This is a genomic window from Cryobacterium psychrophilum, assembly GCF_004365915.1.
GTDB lineage: Bacteria > Actinomycetota > Actinomycetes > Actinomycetales > Microbacteriaceae > Cryobacterium > Cryobacterium psychrophilum.
Map to the genome: position 1 here is coordinate 2,082,506 of NZ_SODI01000001.1, position 22,789 is coordinate 2,105,294.

General features: G+C 67.3%; 23 protein-coding genes. 14 read left to right on the forward strand and 9 right to left on the reverse strand.

What is annotated here, in order from left to right; all coding sequences use genetic code 11:
- Positions 1–403 precede the first annotated feature (403 nt).
- The 4 genes from EDD25_RS09750 to EDD25_RS09765 all read right to left on the reverse strand — a co-directional run bounded on the left by EDD25_RS09750 (position 404) and on the right by EDD25_RS09765 (position 4,869).
- Entirely contained in the window at positions 404–1,399 is a 996-nt protein-coding gene (locus EDD25_RS09750) for an NAD-dependent epimerase/dehydratase family protein (RefSeq protein WP_134173100.1), read from the reverse strand.
- Between the two features lie 140 nt (positions 1,400–1,539).
- Entirely contained in the window at positions 1,540–2,271 is a 732-nt protein-coding gene (locus EDD25_RS09755; protein WP_338419628.1) for a TSUP family transporter, read from the reverse strand.
- A 112-nt stretch (positions 2,272–2,383) separates the two neighbouring features.
- Complete coding sequence (locus EDD25_RS09760; RefSeq protein WP_134173102.1) at positions 2,384–2,593, reverse strand: YbdD/YjiX family protein; 210 nt, start codon at positions 2,591–2,593, stop codon at positions 2,384–2,386.
- Positions 2,593–4,869 carry a carbon starvation CstA family protein gene (locus tag EDD25_RS09765; RefSeq protein WP_134173103.1) on the reverse strand — a complete coding sequence of 759 codons (2,277 nt, stop codon included), beginning with the start codon at positions 4,867–4,869 and terminating at the stop codon, positions 2,593–2,595. The genes EDD25_RS09760 and EDD25_RS09765 overlap by 1 nt, the downstream gene beginning before the upstream one ends.
- Positions 4,870–5,044: 175 nt before the next feature.
- Between EDD25_RS09765 and EDD25_RS09770 the strand changes: the two genes are divergently transcribed.
- Positions 5,045–6,430 (forward strand): glycine--tRNA ligase, encoded by a 1,386-nt coding sequence (locus EDD25_RS09770; protein WP_134173104.1) that lies wholly within the window; start codon positions 5,045–5,047, stop codon positions 6,428–6,430.
- A 98-nt stretch (positions 6,431–6,528) separates the two neighbouring features.
- Here the strand turns inward: EDD25_RS09770 and EDD25_RS09775 are convergent, their stop codons facing one another.
- Entirely contained in the window at positions 6,529–7,584 is a 1,056-nt protein-coding gene (locus tag EDD25_RS09775; RefSeq protein WP_134173105.1) for a zinc-binding dehydrogenase, read from the reverse strand.
- A 460-nt stretch (positions 7,585–8,044) separates the two neighbouring features.
- Between EDD25_RS09775 and EDD25_RS09780 the strand changes: the two genes are divergently transcribed.
- On the forward strand, positions 8,045–8,731 hold the full coding sequence (locus tag EDD25_RS09780) for an SRPBCC family protein (protein WP_134173106.1): 687 nt from the start codon (positions 8,045–8,047) through the stop codon (positions 8,729–8,731).
- A gap of 53 nt (positions 8,732–8,784) precedes the next feature.
- Here the strand turns inward: EDD25_RS09780 and EDD25_RS09785 are convergent, their stop codons facing one another.
- On the reverse strand, positions 8,785–10,170 hold the full coding sequence (locus EDD25_RS09785) for a glutamyl-tRNA reductase (protein ID WP_134175336.1): 1,386 nt from the start codon (positions 10,168–10,170) through the stop codon (positions 8,785–8,787).
- Between the two features lie 63 nt (positions 10,171–10,233).
- Here EDD25_RS09785 and hemE point away from each other — a divergent pair, with 63 nt between their 5' ends.
- The 12 genes from hemE (at position 10,234) to EDD25_RS09845 (ending at position 20,594) form a co-directional block, all read left to right on the forward strand.
- Positions 10,234–11,364, forward strand: coding sequence for a uroporphyrinogen decarboxylase (hemE, locus tag EDD25_RS09790; protein WP_424948540.1), 1,131 nt, complete (start codon positions 10,234–10,236; stop codon positions 11,362–11,364).
- A 6-nt stretch (positions 11,365–11,370) separates the two neighbouring features.
- The gene (locus EDD25_RS09795) at positions 11,371–12,864 is read left to right on the forward strand and encodes a protoporphyrinogen/coproporphyrinogen oxidase (protein ID WP_134173107.1); all 1,494 of its coding nucleotides are present in this window, start codon (positions 11,371–11,373) and stop codon (positions 12,862–12,864) included.
- Between the two features lie 117 nt (positions 12,865–12,981).
- On the forward strand, positions 12,982–13,329 hold the full coding sequence (locus EDD25_RS09800; protein ID WP_134173108.1) for a YtxH domain-containing protein: 348 nt from the start codon (positions 12,982–12,984) through the stop codon (positions 13,327–13,329).
- Between the two features lie 64 nt (positions 13,330–13,393).
- Positions 13,394–13,810 carry a phage holin family protein gene (locus EDD25_RS09805; protein WP_134173109.1) on the forward strand — a complete coding sequence of 139 codons (417 nt, stop codon included), beginning with the start codon at positions 13,394–13,396 and terminating at the stop codon, positions 13,808–13,810.
- Positions 13,800–14,099 (forward strand): hypothetical protein, encoded by a 300-nt coding sequence (locus tag EDD25_RS09810; protein ID WP_241986448.1) that lies wholly within the window; start codon positions 13,800–13,802, stop codon positions 14,097–14,099. The genes EDD25_RS09805 and EDD25_RS09810 overlap by 11 nt, the downstream gene beginning before the upstream one ends.
- Positions 14,100–14,177: 78 nt before the next feature.
- Positions 14,178–14,930: a hydrogen peroxide-dependent heme synthase gene (gene hemQ / locus EDD25_RS09815; protein WP_134173110.1), complete on the forward strand. Its 753-nt coding sequence runs from the start codon at positions 14,178–14,180 to the stop codon at positions 14,928–14,930.
- On the forward strand, positions 14,930–16,024 hold the full coding sequence (locus tag EDD25_RS09820) for a ferrochelatase (RefSeq protein ID WP_134173111.1): 1,095 nt from the start codon (positions 14,930–14,932) through the stop codon (positions 16,022–16,024). The genes hemQ and EDD25_RS09820 overlap by 1 nt, the downstream gene beginning before the upstream one ends.
- Entirely contained in the window at positions 15,967–16,974 is a 1,008-nt protein-coding gene (gene hemC, locus EDD25_RS09825) for a hydroxymethylbilane synthase (protein WP_134173112.1), read from the forward strand. The genes EDD25_RS09820 and hemC overlap by 58 nt, the downstream gene beginning before the upstream one ends.
- Positions 16,971–17,750, forward strand: a complete 780-nt coding sequence (locus tag EDD25_RS09830) for a uroporphyrinogen-III synthase (RefSeq protein WP_134173113.1) — start codon at positions 16,971–16,973, stop codon at positions 17,748–17,750. The genes hemC and EDD25_RS09830 overlap by 4 nt, the downstream gene beginning before the upstream one ends.
- 64 nt (positions 17,751–17,814) lie before the next feature.
- The gene (gene hemB, locus EDD25_RS09835) at positions 17,815–18,798 is read left to right on the forward strand and encodes a porphobilinogen synthase (RefSeq protein ID WP_134173114.1); all 984 of its coding nucleotides are present in this window, start codon (positions 17,815–17,817) and stop codon (positions 18,796–18,798) included.
- Positions 18,795–20,111, forward strand: coding sequence for a glutamate-1-semialdehyde 2,1-aminomutase (gene hemL, locus EDD25_RS09840; protein ID WP_134173115.1), 1,317 nt, complete (start codon positions 18,795–18,797; stop codon positions 20,109–20,111). Before hemB ends, hemL begins: the two co-directional genes overlap by 4 nt.
- A 129-nt stretch (positions 20,112–20,240) precedes the next feature.
- The gene (locus EDD25_RS09845; protein WP_134173116.1) at positions 20,241–20,594 is read left to right on the forward strand and encodes a hypothetical protein; all 354 of its coding nucleotides are present in this window, start codon (positions 20,241–20,243) and stop codon (positions 20,592–20,594) included.
- 9 nt (positions 20,595–20,603) lie between these two features.
- Here the strand turns inward: EDD25_RS09845 and EDD25_RS09850 are convergent, their stop codons facing one another.
- From EDD25_RS09850 to EDD25_RS09860, 3 genes are read right to left on the reverse strand one after another with little or no spacing between them, the layout of a single operon-like run.
- On the reverse strand, positions 20,604–20,993 hold the full coding sequence (locus EDD25_RS09850) for a DUF1304 domain-containing protein (RefSeq protein ID WP_134173117.1): 390 nt from the start codon (positions 20,991–20,993) through the stop codon (positions 20,604–20,606).
- A 39-nt stretch (positions 20,994–21,032) separates the two neighbouring features.
- A complete protein-coding gene (locus tag EDD25_RS09855; RefSeq protein ID WP_241986450.1) occupies positions 21,033–21,872 on the reverse strand; it encodes an ABC transporter permease in 840 nt (279 codons plus the stop codon).
- The gene (locus EDD25_RS09860; RefSeq protein WP_134173118.1) at positions 21,869–22,771 is read right to left on the reverse strand and encodes an ABC transporter ATP-binding protein; all 903 of its coding nucleotides are present in this window, start codon (positions 22,769–22,771) and stop codon (positions 21,869–21,871) included. Before EDD25_RS09860 ends, EDD25_RS09855 begins: the two co-directional genes overlap by 4 nt.
- Positions 22,772–22,789: the final 18 nt, after the last annotated feature.

A 22,789-nucleotide genomic window follows, 5' to 3' on the forward strand; every position in this document is an offset into this window, starting at 1 on the left:
CCGGTTCCGGGCGCCAACGCAGCCCGCCTACCGGCCATTCCTCGGCCCGGAGGTGGGCGCCCAGCGCGCCCAGCGCCGCACTCCGAACGCGCCCCCGGCATCCGCCCCCCTGGTTGCTACTTCAGGAGATCCGCGGTCGACAGTACCCGACCGCCGCGTAGTCTCGCGGGTGAGCGGATGTTCCCGGCCGGATCTCCTGAAGTAGCAACATCACCCAGCGAGCGAGCGAGCGTGCGAGCGCCCGAGCCGCCGGGCATCCGTTTGCCAGATGGATGGCGTGGCCGTTCCCGCGCCGATAGGTGTTGTCCGTGCAGACAGTAGTGATTCGCGCACCAGACACAGGTGTCCGATTCGGCCACCTTTGAGGTCGGGAGGTCGGGAGGTCGGGAGGTCGGCAGCGCGACTACGGTCGGGGGAGGAACGCGTCTTCGGCGGCGTAGCGAAACCAGTCACGCTCCCCGTGGCGGGCCGCGGTGTACGGAAAGACCTGACGCCAACTGGCGCCTCGTTCCTGAGCCGCCGTCACGGCATCCGATGCCCAGCGGATGTCAATGGCCAGGCCGTCGACATAGCTGACGGCCGGCCGGTACCCGAGCTGTTCCCGCGCGGCGGCCATGCTCAGCACCTCGGACTGCCCACGGTCCCAGGGGCTCGCACCCACGCCGCCGCGCGGCGGCCCGGCGAACGTGTGCACCTCGGCGTCATGCTGCATGAGGGCGAACACGAGTCGCGCCATCTCGGCGGGGGAGTGCGCCTGCTCGTCGACCGCGTTGAGCACTCGCAGCCCGGGCTGCTCGGCGCACAACAACACGAGTTCGGCCACGTTGACGGTGGCCGAGGTGCTCAGGGGGCGGCCACCGTGGTCGGCGAGCAGAACGCTGCGTCGGCCGTCGAAGACCCGCTTGATGAAGAACCATTCGCGCAGCTCGGTCGTGTGCGGGCCGTGGATGGCACCGGGCCGCAGAATGCTCACCGGCAGGTCGCGAACCGCGAGGAGCGCCTGCTCGAGCCGCACCTTCGCGGCGGGGTAGCTCATCCCGGATTCGTTGATCACCGGCGCCTCCTCGGTGAGCGGTTCGGTGTCGGGCGCCGGTGCGTAGAGCATTCCCGTGGAGATCACAACGAGTGAGCCCACATCCCCGGCGAGACCGGCGAGCTGCGTGGCGTTCTCGGCGTCGAATGCGGCCGTGTCGAGCACCAGATCGCGCCCGCGGGCCGCGGCGAACAACGCGTCTGAGTCGGCATGATCGAGACGGATGCTGCGGGTCGCGCCCCGCGGATCGGCCGGCGCGTCACCGCGGTAGGTCACCGTCACATCCCAGCCGGCTCGTCCGAGTCGGCCAGCGGCCGCGACGCCCAGTTGGCCTGTTCCCCCGATGATGAGTGCCGACTTTCCCATGAGATCACCGTAGGTCACGCCCCGCTATCGCCCCCGAGGCGCGTCGACGTCACCCCTGTTTGGGGGCCGCCTTCCGGACCGCATCGCCAGTGGTGATCACCTGGCCGCAGCGGGGCAGGGTAGAGGTGAGGTGACCCGCCTCACAGCTGGCTGAAGCCGCGCACAATGGTTCCGGCGGCTCCCACGTAGGCGATGACCACGAGCATCCGCCTCGCAATGTTCGGCTCGATGACCCGTGCGAGGAGTTCGCCGAGCAGGAGCCCGGCCGTACACGCGGCCGCGATCAGCAGCCAGGTGAGCAGTGTCAGCTGAGGAGGCTCTGCGCCTCCGAAGACGAGCTTCGCCACGAGCGAGGCCCCGCTGATGGTGATGAAGTAGGGCTGCATCGTGGCCGCAAAACCGCGCTGGGACCAGTGCGTGGCCATCGCGTACATGCTCACGGCGGGGCCGCCCAGGCCCGCGGTCGCGTTCATGAACCCGCTCGCAGCACCGGCCACCGCCCGTACACCTGGGCTGTCCCGGAGCGACGCCCGGCGCAGAGTCACCGAGACGGTGAGGGCCGTCGCGAGCAGCAGGCCGATGGAGATCTGCAGCCACGCCCCCGGCACCTGCTGCACGACCACGGCGCCGGGCACGATGCCGAGCAGTGCGAAGGATGCCAGCACGGCGTAGCGGCGCCAGCTGATATGCCGAATCACTCGCGGCAGGATCAGTCCGGCGGTGAGAATGGCGCAGGCGTTGACCAGGACGATGCCGTCAATCGGCCCGAGCAACAGCACCAGAAAGGGCGCGGCCACGAGGGCGAGGCCCATGCCGGTGATCCGCTGCATGCTTGCGCCTACGAATACGGCGACGAGCACCAAAATCGTCATCCACACGTCTGGTCTCCACGTCGGGTAGTGCTGTCCGTTGTTTGCTGAGAGCGGCCAGGCCAATCCGGCCGCGCGCTCCGACCAGCGGGTGCTGGGGGAACGGGGTGCGCGCTCAGCAGCACCGGCCCTGCGGGTTCTTGTCCTGGCGGTCGGTCTGGTCCCGCCAGAACTCGCGTTCGGTCATCGGTGGCGGTGCGTCGGGGACGGCGTGCCGGGAGGCGTGATGGGCGGCGTACTTGTCGTACGCGTCTTCACCGAGCAGGGCGCGCAGGTACCAGGCGGCGCCGCGCGCACCTCTCCGCACCCCGTCCAGGATGCTCATCAGTGACCGGTCCCCACGGGCTTCTTGTCGGACGGAAGGCCGTTCCACTGCGCCTCGAGGGCCTTCTCGGCTGGCGTGGGAATGAAGCCGGCCGGGCCGTAGATGAGTGACTGCACGGGCGGGTCTTCGCTGCTCGCGTTCGAACCCGAGCGGTAGGCCCGCACGGTGGCCTGAATCGCGGTGACGATCACGATGATGGCAAGCACCACGAACAGAATGGAAAGCAGGCCCTGAATCATGGTGTTGCGCACCACGGCCTCCATAGCCAGAACTGATGGCGCGGTGCCAAAGCTCGTTTCACCGGCGGCCAGCGCGTCGGAGAACGCCCTGTTCTGGGCGAAGTAGCCCACTCCCGGTACGGGCGAGAAGATTTTCAGGAACGAGGCGTAAATCGTGATGACCGCCGTGAAGCCCAGGGGAAGAGCGACAACCCACAGGTACTTGAACAGCCCGCGCTTGGCGACGATGGCCATGCACACGGCCAGGGCGATCGCGGCGAGCAGCTGGTTGGCGATGCCGAAGAGCGGGAACAGGGTGTTGATTCCACCGAGCGGATCCGTGACACCCATGATGAGCACGGCCCCCCAGGCGGCCACCATGATTCCCGTTGCCATCCAGGCTCCGGGACGCCAGCTTGTGTTCTTGAACTTCGGGAAGAAGTTGCCGAGCGTGTCCTGCAGCATGAAGCGGGCCACGCGCGTGCCGGCGTCGACGGCAGTGAGGATGAAGAGCGCCTCGAACATGATCGCGAAGTGGTACCAGAACGCCATCATCCCGCTGCCGCCGGCGACCTGCTGCATGATGTGGGCCAGGCCCACGGAGAGGGTGGGGGCGCCGCCGGTGCGGGAGACGATGCTCGCCTCGCCCACGTCCTTCGCGGTCTGGGTGAGCATGTCGGGCGTGAGGTTGACGCCGGTGAGGCCGAGGCTGTTCACAAACGTGACGGCGCCCTGTACCGTGCCGCCGGTGAGGGCGGCCGAGGAGTTCATGGCGAAGTAGATGCCACGATCAATCGACAGCGCGGCGACGAGCGCCATGATGGCCACGAACGACTCCATGAGCATTCCGCCATAGCCGATGAAGCGGCTCTGGCGTTCCTTCTCAATGAGCTTGGGTGTGGTTCCCGAGGCGATGAGGGCGTGGAATCCCGACAGGGCCCCGCACGCGATCGTCACGAACAGGAAGGGGAAGAGGGTTCCGCTCACGACCGGGCCGGTGCCGCTCGTGGCGAACTCGCTGACGGCGGGTGCCGAGATCTCCGGACGCACGATGATGATGGCCGCGGCGAGCATGCCGATCGTGCCGATTTTCATGAAGGTGGAGAGATAGTCGCGCGGGGCGAGCAGTAACCACACGGGCAGGATCGCGGCCACGAAACCGTAGACGATGATGCCCCAGGCGATGGCGATCTTGTCGAGCGTGAAGAGGGCAGTTCCCCATTCGGTGCCGGAAATCGCGCCGCCGCCGATGATCGCGGCGATGAGCAGCACGAAGCCGATGATAGAGATCTCGGTGATCTTGCCCGGTCGGAAGAAGCGCAGGTAGACGCCCATGAAGAGCGCGATCGGAATGGTCATGCCCACCGAGAAGACGCCCCACGGGCTCTCGGCGAGGGCGTTCGTCACCACGAGGGCGAGGATGGCCACGATGATGATCATGATCACGAGGGTGGCGATCAGGGCGGCGGTTCCGCCGATGAGGCCGAGTTCGTCGCGAGCCATCTGGCCCAGCGAACGTCCGCCGCGGCGCATGGAGAAGTAGAGGATGAGGTAATCCTGCACGGCACCGGCGGCGACGACGCCGACGATGATCCAGATCGTGCCGGGAAGGTAGCCCATCTGCGCGGCGAGAACGGGGCCGACGAGGGGGCCCGCGCCGGCGATGGCGGCGAAGTGGTGGCCGAAGAGTACCCGACGGTCGGTGACGGCAAAGTCCTTGCCGTCTGCCTTGTACTCGGCGGGGGTGGCGCGACGGTCATCGGGCTTGAGCAGGTGCTTCTCAATGAACTTCGAGTAGAACCGGTATCCGATGAGATAGGTGCAGACGGCCGCGAACACGAACCAGATCGCGTTGACGGTCTCCCCGCGCACAATGGCGAGCATCGTCCAGCTCACAGCACCGAGCAGCGAAACGGCGGCCCAGATCGCGATCTTGAGTGGAGTCCAGTGCCGTTCCTCGGCCTCCTGGATCTCGGGATCGAGGGCCACGGGCAGTGGTCCGGGAACCCGTTGCAACGGGTCTGCTTTTTCGGCTGAGTCTTGCGCGGTGCGGGCCATGACGTTTTCTCTCCTTTGAGAAGCTGCCAAACGCAGCCTGCATCAGGTGCAACCGTAACAGGGCGTGCCGTATGTTTTCGCGGCGGGAATTTTCTGTCGGCGACCGAGCGCCTAAAATAGGAGGATTGCCCTTTGGGCACTGCCCGCCATTCCGCTTTCGACCATTGGAGCCACCATGGCCGCCCCCACTCATCTCGACGCCGTCATCGCCCTCGCCCGCCATCGCGGGTTCGTTTTCCAGGCCGGTGAAATCTACGGTGGTTCCCGCTCGGCATGGGACTACGGGCCCCTGGGTGTTGAACTCAAAGAGAACATCAAGAAGCAGTGGTGGCGTTCGATGGTCACGAGCCGCGACGACGTGGTCGGCCTCGACTCCAGTGTGATCCTGCCTCGAGCGGTCTGGGAGGCATCCGGTCACGTTGAGGTTTTCAGTGACCCGCTGATCGAGTGCACGAGCTGCCACAAGCGTTTTCGCGAGGATCACCTCGTCGAAGAGTTCGAGGAGCGCAAGGGTCGCGCCCCCGAGAACGGTATCGATGACATTCCCTGCCCCAACTGCGGCAACCGTCACATCTGGACCGAGCCGCGCGCCTTCTCCGGCCTGCTCAAGACCTACCTCGGACCGGTCGACGACGAGGCCGGTATGCACTACCTGCGCCCCGAGACCGCGCAGGGTATCTTTGTGAACTTCGCCAACGTGCTGCAGGCCTCCCGCTCGAAGCCCCCGTTCGGCATCGGCCAGATCGGCAAGAGCTTCCGCAACGAGATCACACCAGGAAACTTCATCTTCCGCACCCGCGAGTTCGAGCAGATGGAGATGGAATTCTTCGTCGAGCCCGGCACGGACGAGACCTGGCACCAGTACTGGATCGACACCCGCATGGCCTGGTACACCGGGCTCGGCATCCGCGCCGAGAACCTTCGCCTCTTCGAACACCCCGCCGAGAAGCTCTCCCACTACTCCAAGCGCACCGTCGACATCGAGTACCGCTTCGGCTTCGTCGGCGGCGAGTTCGGCGAGCTCGAGGGGGTGGCCAACCGTGGCGACTTCGACCTGTCGACGCACGCCAAGGCATCCGGCAAGGACCTGTCGTACTTCGACCAGACGAAGAACGAGCGCTGGACGCCGTACGTGATCGAGCCGGCTGCCGGCCTCACCCGCTCGCTCATGGCCTTCCTCGTTGACGCGTACCACGAGGAAGAAGTGCCCAACGCAAAGGGCGGCACCGACAAGCGCACCGTGCTCAAGCTCGACCCGCGCCTCGCCCCGGTGAAGGCCGCGATTCTGCCGCTGTCGCGCAATGAGCGTCTCTCGCCAATGGCCCGCGAGCTCGCGGCCCGCCTGCGCGAGTCGTGGAACGTGGACTTCGACGACGCCGGTGCCATTGGGCGCCGCTACCGTCGCCAGGACGAGATCGGCACGCCGTACTGCATCACGGTGGACTTCGATTCGCTCGATGACCAGGCCGTCACCGTGCGAGACCGCGACACCATGCTGCAGGAGCGCGTTCCGCTGGCCGAGCTCGACGCGTACCTCGCGGTGCGCCTGCGCGGCGCGTAACCGCAGCCCCGGCCCGCCTGCGCGGCCGAGTGGTGCCAAAAATACCCTCCCGGTCGACGGGAGGGTATTTTTGGCGCTAGCAGATGTGTCGGCGAGGGTCAGGTGGCGGGCGCGACCTCGATCAGGGTGACGCCGGCGTCCGCGGTGGGACTCGACATGGCGGCGAGGGCCTCGGGTGCCTCCGATAGTGGGATTCGGCGTGTGATCAGGTCTTGCGGGCGCAAGCGACCGTTCACCACGAGGCCGAGCAGGGCGGGATAGTCCCTGGTCGGCATGCCGTGGCTGCCCAGAATGGTGAGCTCGCGCGCGATCACCAAGCCGAGGGGAAGGCGCGGGTCCTCGTCCAGCAGGCCGATCTGCACGTGCCGCCCACGAATCGCCAGCGAGCGGATGGCGATGCTCACCGTGTTGGCGTGGCCGAGCGCCTCGACGGTGACCTCGGCCCCCGCGCCCTCCGGGGTGAGTTCGCGGATGCGTTCGATCACGTCGGCGTCATCGAGCCCGGCGGAGTTCACGGTGTGAGTCGCGCCCACCCGGGTCGCCGCCTCGAGCGCGGCAGAGCTGATGTCGACGGCGATCACGGTGGAGCCGAGGGCCCGGCCGATCATTACCGCGGACAGACCAACGCCGCCGCAACCCACGACCACGAGGGTTTCGTCGGCCTGCAGACGGGCCTGGTGAACGAGACCGCGGTACGACGTGGCGAAACGGCATCCGAGCAGGGCGGCCGCGCCAGCGTCGAGGTCGTCGGGCACCGCCACGAGGTTGAAGTCGGCGTGGTGCAGGGCCACCCGCTCGGCGTACGAACCCCAGTGGGTGAATCCCGGCTGGGTCTGGTTGCGGCACACCTGGCCGTTGCCGCTGTCGCACTCCGGGCATTCGCCGCACGCGCACACGAACGGCACCGTCACGCGCTGGCCCACGCGAAACCGCCGCACGAGCGGACCGATGGCGTCGATGACGCCCACGAGTTCGTGTCCGGGAACGTGCGGCAGCGCGATGTCGGCGTCGTGGCCGATCCAGCCGTGCCAGTCACTGCGGCACAGTCCCGTGGCCTCGACCCGCACGATCACCCCCGCGGCGCTCAACAGGGGCTCTAGTACCTCGCGTACGACCGGCAGTTCGCCGAATTCCTCGAAATAGACCGCTTTCATGTCCCTAGTCTGCCTGATGACGTTGTTCCAACAACGTTTTCTTCCGACGCACACCTCGGCGCGCCGTCGCGGGGGCGAACTGCACCAAGATGACGTACCCGAACCCGCAGGCTGCGACTCGCGTCCTCCAGCTGGTTATCCTCAAGGACGCCTCGCGCAAGCCGAAGGTTCCCGTGGCCATCCACTTCTGTGGGCCGTGCCGTGCCGCGCCTGGCACCTCACGTCGAAGAAGCAAACCGACAAATCACGGCAGTGGAACCTGGTGGCTGGCCAGCGCACCGCCATCTCAAATGGGGTTCTTGTGTGCAGTGTCTGTCACCACCGCAGTCCTACCGCAGTCCCCCGAACCCATGCGGCCGGTGCCGCACATGCCTCGCCGGCCCGGAAATCCGCAGTTGCGAACCGGAATCCGGCCGTAGGCGGCTACAGTGGCCACACCACTACACCCGGGAGAAATCACATGGGCAGGCAATTCGAGGTCGTTTTCGAGGGAGAGTTTCCCGGCACGCCGGAGCAGGTGTGGGAGGCCATCACCACGCAGACGGCAGCGTGGCTCTTCCCGTCGGAGGGGATGGAGGGTACCGACCTCGTCTCCGAGCGTCCGACGCACCGAGTCAACCGCATGGACGGGCCGGATGGATGGTTCAACCAGCTTGATCAGGTCATTGAGGAGCGTCCCGACGGTCGCTCGTTCATGCGTTGGGTGCACAGCGGCGTCTCACAGGACGACCGTGATCCCGAGAACATCGCTGTGAATCTTCACACGGCCTTCTACATGCACACGCTCGCGGAGTACCTCGAACACTTTGTGGGCCGCCCCGCGGTCTTCGCGGACATTCAGGGGCCGGAGGCGTCGACGGCGCCGGAGTCCTTCGAGATTGTGCGTGCCGCACTCGGCATTGACGTCGGCACGGTAGCGGGTGATTCCACGTATGTGGCCCTTCCCGGTGAGCCGGCTCCCGGGGCCTTCGTCGACTACACCAGCGAGCACTTCATCGGCCTTCGAACGAACGACGCCCTCTACCGCTTCTTCGGACGCAACGCCTTCGGCGGCCCCGTCGGCATCACCGTGCACCACTTTGGCGGAGCCGAGCCGATCCTGATCGAGCACGAATGGCACGAATGGATCCTCGACCTGTTCACGTAGCCGAGAGCTACGGGGTGTCGTCACGCCGCAGGATCGCGACGTGACCGCGCGGGTCAGGAGGCGGCGGGAACGTCCGCGGACGCGGCATCCGCTGCCGGGGCGGCGGAGGACGACGCGTCGAGGTCGACCTGCACGCCGAAGAGGGCATCAAGGCCCGTGATGTAGGACTCCTGCTCGCCGGCCCTAGCCAGCTCGCGCGCGCGCACCATGGGGGTGTGCAGCAGCACGCCGGTGAGGTGGCGCAGCGCCTGCTCGGTCTGTTCGCTCGAGTCACCACGGCTGCGTGCCCTGGCGATCTCGGCGTCGCGCAGTTCGAAGATATACGTACGCAGGGCCACGACGGCCGGGGCGAGGCTCTGTTCCTCGGCGACGGCGGAGAACTTGCGGGCGGCACGGCCCACGAGCTCGCGGGCCTCATCGGTGGCGTTGAGCTCTTCGAGGGGCGCGTGGATGCTGATGGTCTCGAGGTCGAGCAGCTCGACGCCGGCCACGTCCACAACGTTCGGGGCCACGTTCCGCGGAAGTCCGAGGTCAATGATGAGCTGCGGCGGGGCCTCGGGGGCAGCATCCGCCGGGCACAGGTGCACGGCCCTGGATTCGGTGTCGATCGGGTGGGAATTCACACCAACGGCGGCGCGGCCGGCCAGGATGAGGGCGGCGTCGATGACATGGTCCTCACCGAGCGTGCAGGTGACCACGACGTCGGCGCCGGCGACCGCGCCGGCGAAGTCGGCGGCCAACACGGCGTCGATCCCGTGGGACGACGCGAACTTCTGCGCGCGACCGGACGGCGAGTACACGCGCACGTTCTCCGCACCGCGATCGCGCAGGGCGGCGAGGGAAGCGCCGGCGTAACGTCCGGTGCCCACGAGCAACACGCGGGCCTCGGCCCAGTCGCTCACCCGGCTCTCGGCGAGCTCGAGGGCGAGGCGCACGAGGGAGCGCCCGGCCGACCCGATACCGGTGCGGTTCTTCACGCCGCGTGACGTCTGCGAGGCGCGTTGAAACAGTCGTTCGAGCTCGGGGCTCGTGGTGCCGGCGGCCCTGGCCTGCTCGAGCGATCGACGCACCTGCCCGGCAATCTCTCCCTCGCCCACAACCACGGATTCGAGCCCGCTCGTGACCGCAAAGAGATGTTCGGCAACGCCATTGCCGTGCACCAGGGTCAGGGTGTCGCGCAGGGTATCTTGCGGAACACCGCTGTTCGCACTCACCGCTTCGATGGCCGCGTAGACCGCCGGGAGAGGCGAGACCCCGTAGGGCTCATCGAGATCGAGGTAGGCCTCGAAGCGGTTGCAGGTGGCCACGATCACGGCGCCGCTCAGGGCAACGTGCTTGGCGACGATGTGACCGGCCGTTTCGCCGCCGCCGCCAACAGACAGCATCTCCAGCACTTCGAAGCTGGAGTTCTTGTGGCTGGCGGACAACAAAATTAGCACCATTCAAGTCTAGAGGCCGAGGCTGGGAGCTTCGACTCGTTGATTCCGGGGATATTTGAGAGAATGGAGTTGATGATCCTCGACGCGCAGCACCCTCTGTCCTCCGGCGTCACCGCCGACTCCCGCCTGATTCGGGCCTATCAGGGCGCTCGCCCCGACGTGACGCCCGTGTGGTTCATGCGTCAGGCCGGCCGTTCCTTGCCCGAATACCGCGAGCTGCGCGTGGGCACGCGCATGCTCGACGCGTGCCTCGACCCCAAGCTCGCGAGCGAAATCACGCTGCAGCCCGTGCGTCGCCACAGCGTGGACGCCGGCATCTTCTTCAGCGACATTGTTGTTCCCCTCAAGCTCGTGGGTGTCGACGTTGAAATTGTGCCGGGCAAGGGCCCCGTGCTCGGCAAGGCCGTGCGAACGAAAGCGGATGTCCAGGAGCTGACCGCCCTCGATCCCGCTGTTCTCGACGACGCGCTCGCACCCATCAGGGAGGCCGTCAGCCTCACCGTGGCACAGCTCGGTTCCACTCCCCTCATCGGATTCGCCGGCGCCCCGTTCACGCTCGCCGCCTACCTCGTGGAGGGTGGCCCGTCGAAGGATCACCTCCACGCGCGCGCCCTCATGCACTCCGACCCGGAGGCCTGGCAGCAGCTCATGGCGTGGACCGCGGATGTCACCGGCCGTTTCTTACGCGCCCAGGTGGTTGCCGGTGCGAGTGCCGCGCAACTGTTTGACTCGTGGGCCGGAGCGTTGTCTCTTGCCGACTACGCGGCATCCGTTGCCCCCGCCTCGGCGGCCGCCATCGCCCACGTGCGCGACCTCGGGTACACCGAACACCGGGTGGGTGCCGATGCGGTGGAACGCAACGTGCCGATCGTGCACTTCGGCGTTGGTACGAGCGAACTGCTCAAGGAGATGCACAACATTGGCGCCGACGTCGTGGGCGTTGATTACCGTCTTCCCCTGGACGAGGCCAGTCGTCGCCTCGGCGGCGTCGTGCCGGTGCAGGGAAACGTTGACCCCGCCCTGCTCACGGCGCCCTGGCCCGTGCTCGAGGCCCACGTGCGCGATGTCCTCGAACGCGGGCGTGCGGCGCCGGCGCACGTGCTCAACCTCGGCCACGGCGTTCCGCCGGAGACCGACCCTGACGTGCTCACCCGCCTGGTCTCGCTCGTGCATTCCGTCAGCGCCGAGAGCTAGGCCGACATGCAAGACGTTGTGGTCATCGGCGGAGGCATCGCCGGTCTGGTCGCCGCCCGCGCCTGTGCCCGCCTCGGTCTCGGAGTCACCATTATTGAGGCGGCGGATGCCGTGGGCGGGCCGGTCGCCGGCCATGAAATCGCCGGGCTACGCCTTGACAGCGGCGCCGAGAGCTTCGCCGTGCGCGGCGGAACGGTCGCCGCATTCGTGGAGGAGCTGGGACTCACGGAGGAGATCGTGGCCCCCAACCCGGCGGGGGCGTGGCTGCACCTCCCCGCACTGAAGGCCGACCAGGGCTCGGTGAGCGTGCCACTGCCCCAGGCCGGCGTGCTCGGAATTCCCGGGTCGCCGCTCGCCGAAGACGTGCGACGCGTGATCGGCTGGGGCGGCGCGCTGCGCGCCTACCTTGACCGGCTCATGCCCGTGCTCACGATCGGGCGAGAGCACAGCCTCGGTGACCTCGTGGGCAAGCGAATGGGACGCCGGGTGCTCGAACGCCTCGTGGAACCGGTGGCCTCCGGCGTGTATACGACGTCGAGCCGCGACCTGGAGATCGACGTGGTCGCTCCAGGGCTCAACCGCGCGCTCACCACCACCGGCTCGCTCTCCGGTGCCGTGCTGGCCCTGCGTTCCGGCGCCCCGGCCGGTTCAATGGTGGGTGGACTACGCGGCGGCATGTCGCGACTGCCCGCAGCGCTCCTCGCCGACCTCGAACACTTCGGTGCCGTTATCGAGACCGGCCGCGCGGCCACGAGTCTCGTGCGTATTGACGCCACGGCCGATTCTGAGCAGGGCTGGGCGATCACCCTCGCTCCAACCGACGCTGATTCCGTCGAAACGGCGACCGACTCTGCCCCTGACCCTGCGGACGCCGAGCGCACGGCGCGCTTCGTGATTGTGGCGACGCAGGGCCGGCAAGCACTTCGACTGCTGGCGCCCCTCGGCGTCGCCCACGACGCGCTGAGCGAGCTGGAGTGGCCCGGTCCGACCGCCGTGACGCTCGCCACTCTCGTGCTTGACGCCCCCGAACTCGACGCTCATCCCCGGGGCACCGGTGTGCTCGTGGCCGCCGAGGCCACCGATGTCGCGGCCAAGGCGCTCACCCATGTCACCGCGAAGTGGTCATGGGTGGCGGCGGCCGCCGGACCCGGCCGACACGTCGTGCGCCTGTCGTACGGACGCGTCGGCCAAGCGAACCCCGCTGAGGGGGTGACCGACGAGGATCTCGAGGCGCTCGCGCTTCGAGATGCGTCGGTCCTTCTCGGCACCTCGCTGTCCGCTGGCATGGTGCGCGGCTTTGCGCGCACCGAATGGCGTGACGCCATCTCGCCCGCCACGATCGGAGCGCCCGAACGAGTCACGAGCGTGCGCGAGGCTCTTTCCGACACTCCCGGGCTCGAGGTCACGGGTGCCTGGCTCGCCGGAACCGGCCTGGCCTCGGTGATTCCGGATGCCCTCGCAGCGGCGGGCCGCATTCGACAGGCTTCGCTGGGCCTCTGACACTTCATTGACGGCGGGCGGGCCGGTCGCCCCCGCATGGTTCGGCCTGATCCGGCGTGCATTCACAGCGCCAACCGCGTTACTGTGGATATCTGAACCTCGACGAGTGGAGTATCAATGCGCGCAAAGCTTCTGTTCATCACGGGAGGGCTGGTTGGCTATGTGTTGGGTGCACGCGCCGGACGCAAACGCTACGACCAGATCGCCGCTGCCGCGACTGACCTCTGGAACGCTCCTCCGGTTCAGCGGCGGGTGACCGAAGCGCGTGATTTCGGACTTGAACTGGTTGGTGACGTTCCCGGAGTGATCCTCGACGCCGGCAAGAAGTTCGTGTCCTCCGTCGCAGGCAAGACCTCGCAGGGCAGCTCGCGACCTTCGACGAGTGCGGCATCCTCGACGAGCACCGCCTCGTCGAAGAAGCCCGCAGCGAAGCCCGGCACGACCGAAGACCCCAGCAGCCACTGAACACTTCGAGCAATAACACCCCGTTCGTTACCACCTCGTTTCATGGCACTGGGAAGGGTCACCCGTGACTACTAGTGGATTCAACCCGAAGAGCAAGCGATCACTGGTCGCCCTGCTCTCGGAATTGCCCGGTCAGATCAGTGATTTGGTCAAGGCCGAGCTCGACGCCTTCAAGGCCGAATTCGCGAGCAAAGCCAAGAACTTCGGCGTGGGCGCAGCGCTCTTCATTGTGGCTGCCGCCATCGGGGTCTTCGCCCTCGGCGTTCTGGTCGCGCTGCTGATCATCGTGTTCGACCTGTTCCTGCCGCTCTGGCTGGCCACACTCATTGTGCTCGTGCTGCTGCTCGCCATGGCAGCAGTGCTCGTCCTCGTGGGCGTCAACCGGGTCAAGGCTGCCACCGCGCCGGACCCGGAGGGCGTGCACGCGAGCCTTCGCCACGATGTCGACGCATTCAAAGGGGTTGGTCGTTATGAAAACTGAGAAGACGCAGGGCATCGAATCCGCCGATCACGCGCCCCACGGCAAGAGCGAGTTGCGCGCAGAGGCCATGCGCGCCCGCGCGCAGCTCGCGAGCACGCTTGATGCGATCGAGCTCAAGCTCAATGTGCCCAAGCAGCTGAGAATCACCAAACGACGCATTCACGTGGCCCTGCTGCGCCTCGGTAATGACAACCCCACGGCCCTCGCCGGGATCGCCCTCGGTGCTGCGGCGTCGGTGGGTACGGTCGTGTGGCTGGGCGCGCGCGCGGTGCTGTCCAACCGCTCCTAGGCATCCGCTACCGCGGTTGGGACCAGGCCGACTCGGATCGCATTTTGCGGCTGGCCCCTTTCGGAGCACACTAGGGTTATGACTCACCCGGCTGCCGGAGAGGCAGTAGACCCTACAGAGACCGCACCTTCCAACAACAGCGAGGCTCCCGAAGCCTCGCCACAGGGATTCACGCTCTTCACGGTGTTGCGCAAAGACCCGCACAACCCCGACGACCTTGATGGTCGCGATGTTCCGCACGCCGTCAACGAGCTCGATGACATCGTTGCGCTCGTCGAAGCCGAGGGCGTCACCGTACGCGGCTTCTATGATGTGTCCGGTCTCAAGGCCGACGCCGACGTGATGATTTGGACGCACGCGCCGGAAGCGGAGACCCTGCAATGGGCGAACCGCGAGCTGCGTCGCAGTCGCCTGCTCAAGAGCCTGCTGCCCACGTGGAATGCCATGGGTGTGCATCGCGACGCCGAGTTCAACAAGAGCCACGTGCCCGCGTTCCTACGCGGAGTCGAGCCTCGTGCCTGGCTCACCGTCTATCCCTTCGTGCGTAGCTTCGAGTGGTACCTGCTCCCCGAGGCAGACCGCAGCCGCATGCTCGCCGACCACGGCCGCAAGGGTGCTTCCTACCGTGGCGCGCTCGCGAACACCGTGTCGGCGTTTGCGCTCGGCGACTACGAGTGGATCCTGCCGATCGAGAGCGACGAGCTCGTGGAGCTCGTGGACCTGATGCGCGGCCTGCGCGATACAGAGGCGCGCCGTCACGTGCGCGAGGAGATCCCGTTCTTCACCGGTCGTCGCGTCGGCACGGCCGAACTCGTTGAGGTGCTTCAGTAATGGGAACGTACGACGCCATCCTGCTCGCCGGCTTCGGCGGACCGGAGGGGCAGGACGACGTGATTCCGTTCCTGCGCAATGTGACCCGTGGTCGCGGAATTCCCGAGGAGCGCCTCGAGGCCGTGGCCACCCACTACCGCCACTTCGGCGGCGTGAGTCCGATCAACGACCAGAACCGCGTGCTGCAGGCAGCACTGCAGCGCGAACTCGACAGCCGTGGCATCGACCTGCCCGTGCTCTGGGGCAACCGCAACTGGGCTCCGTACCTCAGCGACACCATCAGCGAGGCGCACGACGCCGGCCGCGACCGGCTGCTCGCCATTGCCACGAGCGCGTACAGCTCGTACTCCGGGTGCCGCCAGTACCGCGAGGACTTCGCGGCGGCGCTCACGACGACCAACCTTGAGGGTGTCGTGCACATTGACAAGGTGCGCCAGTTCTTCGACCACCCCGGATTCGTCACCCCCTTCGTCGACGGTGTTGCTCAGGGGCTGGCGGATGTTGCGGCGCAGCTTCCCGGCATCGACCTCGAAACCGAGGTGGAGGTTTTGTTCTCCACCCACTCGATCCCGATGACCGACGCCAATAAGAGCGGCCCGTCAGAGCGTGGATTCGGTGAGGGTGGCGCATACGCTGCCCAGCACATGGCCGTGGCCCAGGTGGTCATGAAGGGGCTCACCACTCCGTGGCAGCTGGTGTTCCAATCCCGCAGCGGACCCCCGAGCATGCCGTGGCTCGAGCCTGACATCAACGATGCCATTGCCCTGCTGCCCGCGCGGGGCATCCGTGCGGTCGTTATTGTGCCGCTCGGCTTCGTCAGTGACCACATGGAAGTGATGTGGGACCTCGACAACGAGGCGATGGAATCCAGCGAGAAGAACGGTCTCTTTGCCGTGCGCGTTCCCACGCCCGGAGTGTCGCCGGACTTCGTGAGCGGCCTCATCGACCTCGTCGAGGAGCGCCTGAACGATACCCCCGATGCCGACCGCAAGTCGGTCACCGACCTTGGCCCCTGGTACGACGTGTGTCGCCCCGGATGCTGCGAGAACGTGCGACTCGGCTTCAAGCCGGCCGTCGCGGGGGTGGCACCGTGAGCGTCATTCGCGTTGGCACCCGCAGCAGTGCCCTGGCTCTGGCCCAGACGACGACCGTTGCCAACCGCATCGCCAACTCCTCGGGCTCCGAGGTACAGATCGTGCCGATCGTGACCCACGGTGACACGTCGACCGACTCGCTCTCAAGCCTCGGCGGCACCGGCGTGTTCGCGAGTGCCCTGCGTGAGGCGCTGCTGAACGACGAGTGCGACCTCATCGTGCACTCGCTCAAGGACCTCCCGACCGACGCCTACCCGGGCCTTTCCCTCGGGGCAACGCCCAAGCGAGCGGATGCCCGCGACGTGCTCTGCGCTCGTTCCGGGTTCACGCTCGGCACCCTCCCCGAGGGGGCACGTGTGGGCACGGGTTCGCCCAGACGCGTGGCGCAGCTGCTCGAGCGACGGCCCGACCTCACCGTCGTCGACATTCGCGGCAACATCGACACCCGGCTCGGGCGCGTCGTCGAGGGAGACCTCGACGCCGTGGTGCTCGCCGCGGCCGGACTCGGCCGCCTGGGACGTCTCGACGCGGTCAAGTCCGAGCTGCTTGAGCTCTCCGCCTGGCCCACCGCTCCCGGGCAGGGCGCGCTCGGCATCGAGGTGCGCAGCGGCCAGCTCGACCGCGTGCTCGCTTCGGCCCTGCAGGCCATCAACCACGTGTCCACCGAGGCCGTCGTCTCGGCGGAACGACTTGTTCTTGCGCGGCTGGAAGCCGGCTGCGCGGCACCCATCGGCGCCACTGCGGTGCTCGACACCGGACTGTTCTTTCTCACCGCCACGGTCTACAGCCCCGACGGCACCCGAAAGATCACCAGCTCGCATGCGGCGACACCGGATTCGCATTCCGCCCCGCATCTCCACGACGCGGCGCAGGATGTGTCCGAACGCGTCGCAACCGATCTCCTGGCCGGTGGCGCGGCCGAATTTGCACCCTTGAAAGTGACCACGTGACTTCTGCACAGCTTCCACGCAAACCCCTCGCCGGCTGGCGAGTTCTCGTGCCCCGCGGCGGGCCCTGGGGCGATCAGGTTGCCGCAAACCTACGGTCCAGGGGCGCCCAGCCCATCGTCGCCCCGATGATTAATTTCGCGGCAACCGATGATGCTCCCGCGCTCAACGAAGCGCTCACCCGCCTCGCGGCGGGCGAGTTCGATTGGATGACGATCACCAGCGCCACCACGGTCGACGTGTTGTCATCGCATCGCGCGGTCGTGGCCGCAGGAACCCGAATTGCCGCAGTCGGCGAGACCACGGCGGCGGCGCTCGTGGCCGCCGGGTACCGCGTAGACATCGTGCCCTCCGAGGAGAACTCGGCGCGCGGGCTGCTCGAGGAGTGGGAGACGGCCACCGCCGGCGTCATTCCCCTGCGCGTGCTCACCCTGCGCAGCGAAATTGCCAAGCCCCTGCTCAGCGAGGGCTTGCGGCGCATCGGACACGACGTGGAATCCGTCGTGGCGTACCGCACGATCGGCGTTCCCGTCAGCGACCAGGTCGTCGCCGACGTGAAAGCCGGCCTCGTGCAGGCCGTGCTCGTGACGAGCGGCAGCGTGGCACGTCAGGTCAAGGACCAATTCGGGCTCATCCCCGAAAACACCCTGGTGGCCTGCATTGGTCCGCAGACAGCGAGGGACGCGCGTGCCATGGGCCTGCGCGTCGACGTGGTGGCCAACGAGCGCACGGCCGCGTCCCTCATCGAGGCGCTCGTCAAGGTGGCCGAAGAGCGCTGATGGTGACACCGCGGCCGGCGGCGAACGCAGGATCAGTGCGGCGCGGCGGCGTAGGGTTAGGGGCGTGAGTAACCCCGTTATCCGCCCGCGACGCCTGCGCACCACGCCCGCGCTTCGTCGCCTGGCAAGTGAAATCCGTGTCCACCCCGCCGAGCTCGTGCTGCCCATGTTCGTGCGTGAGGGCAACGAGGTCATGCCGATCCAGTCCATGCCCGGTGTGGTGCAGCACAGTGTCGACAGTGCGCGCCGCGCCGTCGTCGCCGCTGCGGAAGCCGGCATCGGCGGAGTCATGCTCTTCGGGGTTCCCGACGTGCGTGACGCCACCGGCACGGGAGCGACCGACCCGAACGGCATCCTCAATGTGGCCACGAGGGCCCTCGTCGACGAGATCGGTGACGCCCTCGTCGTACAGACCGACCTGTGCCTCGACGAATTCACCGATCACGGTCACTGCGGCGTACTCGCCACCGACGGTCGTGTCGACAACGACGCCACCCTGCTGCGCTACAGCGACATGGCCGTTGCGCAGGCGTCCTCCGGCTCGGCACTCCTCGGCCTGAGCGGCATGATGGACGGCCAGGTCGCCGCCGTGCGCTCCAGCCTCGACGCCGCCGGGTTCGAAGACACCGCGGTTCTGGCCTACTCCGCCAAGTACGCCTCCGCCTACTACGGCCCCTTCCGTGAGGCCGTCGCCTCGACGCTCGTCGGAAACCGCCGCACGTACCAGCTTGACCCGGCGAACCGCCGCGAAGGCGTGCGGGAGACGCAGATCGACATCGACGAGGGCGCCGACATCGTGATGGTCAAGCCCGCCGGCAGTTACCTCGACGTGCTGGCGGAGGTCGCCGCCATGAGCCCGGTGCCGGTGTGGGCCTACCAGGTGTCCGGCGAGTACGCGATGATCGAAGCGGCCGCAGCACAGGGCTGGATCGATCGTCGCCGCGCGGTCGAAGAGTCAATTCTGAGCATCCGCAGGGCCGGCGCTGACGCCGTGCTCACCTACTGGGCCGTCGAGCTCGCCAACTGGTTGAATGAGGAACGAGCATGACCCACAACGACGAACTCTTCGAACGCGCGCAGCAGGCCATCCCGGGCGGTGTGAACTCGCCCGTGCGCGCCTTCCGCTCCGTGGGCGGCACTCCGCTCTTTCTGGTGAAAGCGCAGGGCGCCTACGTCACCGACTCCGACGGGCGCGATTACGTCGACCTCGTGAGCTCCTGGGGTCCGGCCATTCTCGGCCACGCGCACCCCAGCGTGGTGAAGGCAGTTCAGGATGCCGCCGCCCTCGGCCTCTCGTTCGGCGCCTCGACGCCGGCCGAGACCGAACTGGCCGAACTCGTGAAGCAGCGCGTTGGTGCGGTCGAGAAGCTGCGACTCGTCTCCACCGGAACCGAGGCCACCATGACCGCGATTCGTCTCGCGCGTGGATTCACCGGTCGTGAGCTGCTGATCAAGTTCGCCGGTCACTACCACGGCCATTCGGACGGACTCTTGGCCGAGGCCGGTTCCGGCCTGGCGACGCTTGCCCTGCCCGGCTCCGCCGGCGTCACCGCGGCCACTGCCGCGCAAACCCTCGTGTTGCCCTACAACGACCTCGATGCGGTGAGGGCCGCCTTCGAGGCGCACCCGGGGCGCATTGCCGCGGTCATCACCGAGGCCGCCGCCGCCAACATGGGCGTCGTGGCTCCCGACCCCGGCTTCAACGCCGGGCTGGCCGCGCTCGTGCACGAGTACGGTGCCCTGCTCATCTTCGACGAGGTGCTCACCGGGTTCCGCGTGGGACCGGGCGGATACTGGGGCCTCGAGAACGCGACCGATGACCGGTACAAGCCCGACCTGCTCACCTTCGGCAAGATCATCGGTGGCGGCCTGCCGGTGGCCGCGCTCGGCGGTCGCGCCGACGTGATGGACTACCTCGCACCTCAGGGGCCGGTGTACCAGGCCGGAACCCTGTCGGGTAACCCCGTGGCCGTCGCCGCCGGCATCGCGACTCTGAAGGCCGTGGACTCCGCGGTGTACGAGCACATCGACGCCACGTCACTCCTGCTGTCAGAGGCCGTCTCTGCCGCGCTGGCCGCGGAGGGCGTCGCCCACCGGGTGCAGCGGGCGGGCAACCTGTTCAGTTTCGTTTTCGGCGCGGAGGCCGAGGCGCGCGCGCCACGCACCTACGCCGAGGTGCAGCGTCAGGAGGTCTTCCGCTACGGTCCGTTCTTCCACGCCATGCTCGACGGTGGAGTGTCGCTTCCGCCGTCGGTGTTCGAGGCCTGGTTCGTGTCCAACGCGCACGACGAGACGGCCATCGGCCGCATCTTCGACGCCCTTCCGGCCGCAGCCAGGGCCGCAGCAGCCGCGACCGCCTAACTCCCGGCCGTTTGCCGGGCCGATGCCGGGTGCGGGCCGGTGCCGGTTAGGGGCCGGCGCCGGTTGCACTTGCGACCAATTGGGGGGGTTTCGGTGACACGATGCTGCCCGAACCACCAGACTAGAGATATGGCATCACTGAGCGTCCACCGCGATCGGCTTGAGATTCACCTCTCCCGCACGGAGAGAACGTTGGCGGTGCGACGGGACTCACTTGTCGTACAACGGGAGAACATCCGCTCGGTGATCATTGCGGAGGATCCGTGGATCTGGCTGCGCGGCATCCGCTCACCCGGTACGTTCATACCGCTCGTGCTGGCCGCTGGCACGTGGAAATTTCATGGCGGCAAGGACTTCGTGTCGATCAAGCGCCAGCGTCAGGCCGTGGTGATCGACCTCGTGGACGAGGAGTTCTCCCGCCTGATTCTCACGAGTCAGCACGCCCCCGACCTGATCGCGTCGCTCCAACTCGACCCCCGGTAGTCGCGGGGCTCAGCTGAAGAGGGCGACGATAAAGAGGATGAAGCCCACGAGCGGCAGCGTGCCCTGGGTGAGTGCGGCGCGGGTGTAGCTCGGGCCGGACGTGCGCAGCACGATCGCGGCGAGAACCATGCAGGCCGTTGTGAACAGGATGAGGGTCACGCCGGGGATCCACAATCCGCCGAAGTACAGGCCAAGGCCGAACACGGCACCGAAGCCGAGAAACAGGTTGTAGAAGCCCTGGTTGTAGGCCATGGGCTTGATGACGTTGGCGTTGGCCTGATTCTTCACACCGAAGCGTTTCCAGACCTCAGGGCGTGCCCACCACAGGCTTTCCATGAAGAAGATATACCCGTGTAGCAGTGCGGCGAGGGCAACGAAGAGTCCAGCGATATAGGCCATGGCCCCAGCCTAAAGGGCTGGAGCCGTGGCCCCGGGGCGCTAGGTGACGTCGCGCTTCCAGCTGACGAAGTAGCCGACGACGGTGAAGGCGATGGCGTACGCGAGCAGCACGAGGCCGCCCTGCCACCAGTCGAGCATGACGACCGAACCGGTCGGGCTCATCATCGAGTAGAAACTCGAACCCACGAGGGCGTCGGATGCCGCGCCAGGCAGAAACTGGCCCACGGTCGCGGTCCAATCGATGAACGACGTGGCCAGCCGCAGCAGCGGCTCAACGAACTGTGTGAAGGCGAGCACGATCACGATGGCGGCCACCTGGCTGGGCACGAGTACGCCAAGTCCCACACCGACGATCGCCCACAGTGCCATCGCCAGCACGAGCCGCCCCACAAGTGCCCACGTGTCGGCCTCGCCGAGCTGGGTATCAACGCCGAACGCTGCCAGGGTGAGCGCCCCGGTGCCAACGGATGCGAGAACAGCGACAACTCCGTAGCCCACACCCATCACGAACAGTGCGATCGCCTTCGCGGCGAGCACGCTGCCCCGGCGGGGATTCGCAAGGAACGTGGGGGTGAGCGTCTGGTGGCGCACCTCGCTGGTCGTGGCGAGGGTGCCGATGAGAATGGGGAACACGTAGCCGACGGCAGCGCCGAGGCCGTAAACGAGCGTCGGCAGGGCTGTGAGGCCGGGCACGCCCATGCCGCTGGTGTTGGCCACATCAGCCGGGATGGCACCGCTGGAGATGCCGCCGAAAAGTGCCGCAAGCCCGACCGCCAGCATGGCGATGTAGCCGAAAAGCACGAGAAGAAGGATCCACCACATGCGCGTGGTGAGGATCTTGGCGAACTCGGCACTGACGCCGCGCAACAGTGTGCTCACAGCGATCGTTCCCCGCCCACGAGTGCGAGAAACGCCTCTTCGAGGCCGGCCTTCTGCCGATGCAGCACGCTCAGTTCCACGCCGGCGGTGAACGCGATATGGCCCACGTGCCCCGGGTCGGTCGCTGCGGCGAGCAGGCCGCTACGACCGGGCGCAAAAGTGATGCCCGCTGCAGTGAGGGCGGAGGCGAGCGCCTCGCGATCGGGGGAATCCACGACCACTTGCGGCGCGGTGTTCGTCTCAAGGCTCGACAGCGGGCCGAGGTGCACGAGCTCGCCGCGGGCGATGATCACCAGGTCGTCGACGCTCTGCTGCACCTCAGAAAGCAGGTGGGAGCTCACGAGAACCGTGCGCCCCTCGGCAGCCATGTGGCGCAGGAAACCGCGGATCCACTTGATGCCCTCTGGATCGAGGCCGTTGATCGGCTCGTCGAGTACGAGCACGCCCGGGTTGCCGAGCAGCGCGTAGGCGAGGCCGAGGCGCTGCCGCATGCCGAGCGAGTAACCGCCCACGCGCTGGGTGGCGTGCTCGCCGAGGCCCACGAGCGTGAGTACCTCCATGACCCGGGTGCGGGGGAGGCCCGTCGCGATCGCGTAGACGCGGAGGTGGTTGCGAGCTGTGCGTCCGGGGTGAAAGCTTGCCGCCTCCAGTGCGGCGCCCACGGTGCTCAGCGGATGCGGCAGGTCGCGATAGGGCACACCATTGAAGGTCGCGGTTCCGCTGTCCGGCGTGACGAGGCCGAGCAACATGCGCAGGCTCGTGGTCTTGCCCGAACCGTTGGGTCCGAGGAACCCGGTGACGCGACCCGGCTCAACTGTGAATGACAGGTTGCTGACCGCCCTGGCGGCGCCGAATGTTTTGGTGACATTGCTGAATGTGATGACTTCTCCGGTTGGCATGCTGGTCCCTCCGTCGGT

Coding starts and splice junctions, on each gene's coding strand:
- EDD25_RS09750 (WP_134173100.1), bottom strand. CDS start 1,399: ATGGGAAAGTCGGCACTCATCATCGGGGGAACAGGCCAACTGGGCGTC.
- EDD25_RS09755 (WP_338419628.1), bottom strand. CDS start 2,271: ATGACGATTTTGGTGCTCGTCGCCGTATTCGTAGGCGCAAGCATGCAG.
- EDD25_RS09760 (WP_134173102.1), bottom strand. CDS start 2,593: ATGAGCATCCTGGACGGGGTGCGGAGAGGTGCGCGCGGCGCCGCCTGG.
- EDD25_RS09765 (WP_134173103.1), bottom strand. CDS start 4,869: ATGGCCCGCACCGCGCAAGACTCAGCCGAAAAAGCAGACCCGTTGCAA.
- EDD25_RS09770 (WP_134173104.1), top strand. CDS start 5,045: ATGGCCGCCCCCACTCATCTCGACGCCGTCATCGCCCTCGCCCGCCAT.
- EDD25_RS09775 (WP_134173105.1), bottom strand. CDS start 7,584: ATGAAAGCGGTCTATTTCGAGGAATTCGGCGAACTGCCGGTCGTACGC.
- EDD25_RS09780 (WP_134173106.1), top strand. CDS start 8,045: ATGGGCAGGCAATTCGAGGTCGTTTTCGAGGGAGAGTTTCCCGGCACG.
- hemE (WP_424948540.1), top strand. CDS start 10,234: ATGGAGTTGATGATCCTCGACGCGCAGCACCCTCTGTCCTCCGGCGTC.
- EDD25_RS09795 (WP_134173107.1), top strand. CDS start 11,371: ATGCAAGACGTTGTGGTCATCGGCGGAGGCATCGCCGGTCTGGTCGCC.
- EDD25_RS09800 (WP_134173108.1), top strand. CDS start 12,982: ATGCGCGCAAAGCTTCTGTTCATCACGGGAGGGCTGGTTGGCTATGTG.
- EDD25_RS09810 (WP_241986448.1), top strand. CDS start 13,800: ATGAAAACTGAGAAGACGCAGGGCATCGAATCCGCCGATCACGCGCCC.
- hemQ (WP_134173110.1), top strand. CDS start 14,178: ATGACTCACCCGGCTGCCGGAGAGGCAGTAGACCCTACAGAGACCGCA.
- EDD25_RS09820 (WP_134173111.1), top strand. CDS start 14,930: ATGGGAACGTACGACGCCATCCTGCTCGCCGGCTTCGGCGGACCGGAG.
- hemC (WP_134173112.1), top strand. CDS start 15,967: ATGCTGCGAGAACGTGCGACTCGGCTTCAAGCCGGCCGTCGCGGGGGT.
- hemL (WP_134173115.1), top strand. CDS start 18,795: ATGACCCACAACGACGAACTCTTCGAACGCGCGCAGCAGGCCATCCCG.
- EDD25_RS09845 (WP_134173116.1), top strand. CDS start 20,241: ATGGCATCACTGAGCGTCCACCGCGATCGGCTTGAGATTCACCTCTCC.
- EDD25_RS09850 (WP_134173117.1), bottom strand. CDS start 20,993: ATGGCCTATATCGCTGGACTCTTCGTTGCCCTCGCCGCACTGCTACAC.
- EDD25_RS09860 (WP_134173118.1), bottom strand. CDS start 22,771: ATGCCAACCGGAGAAGTCATCACATTCAGCAATGTCACCAAAACATTC.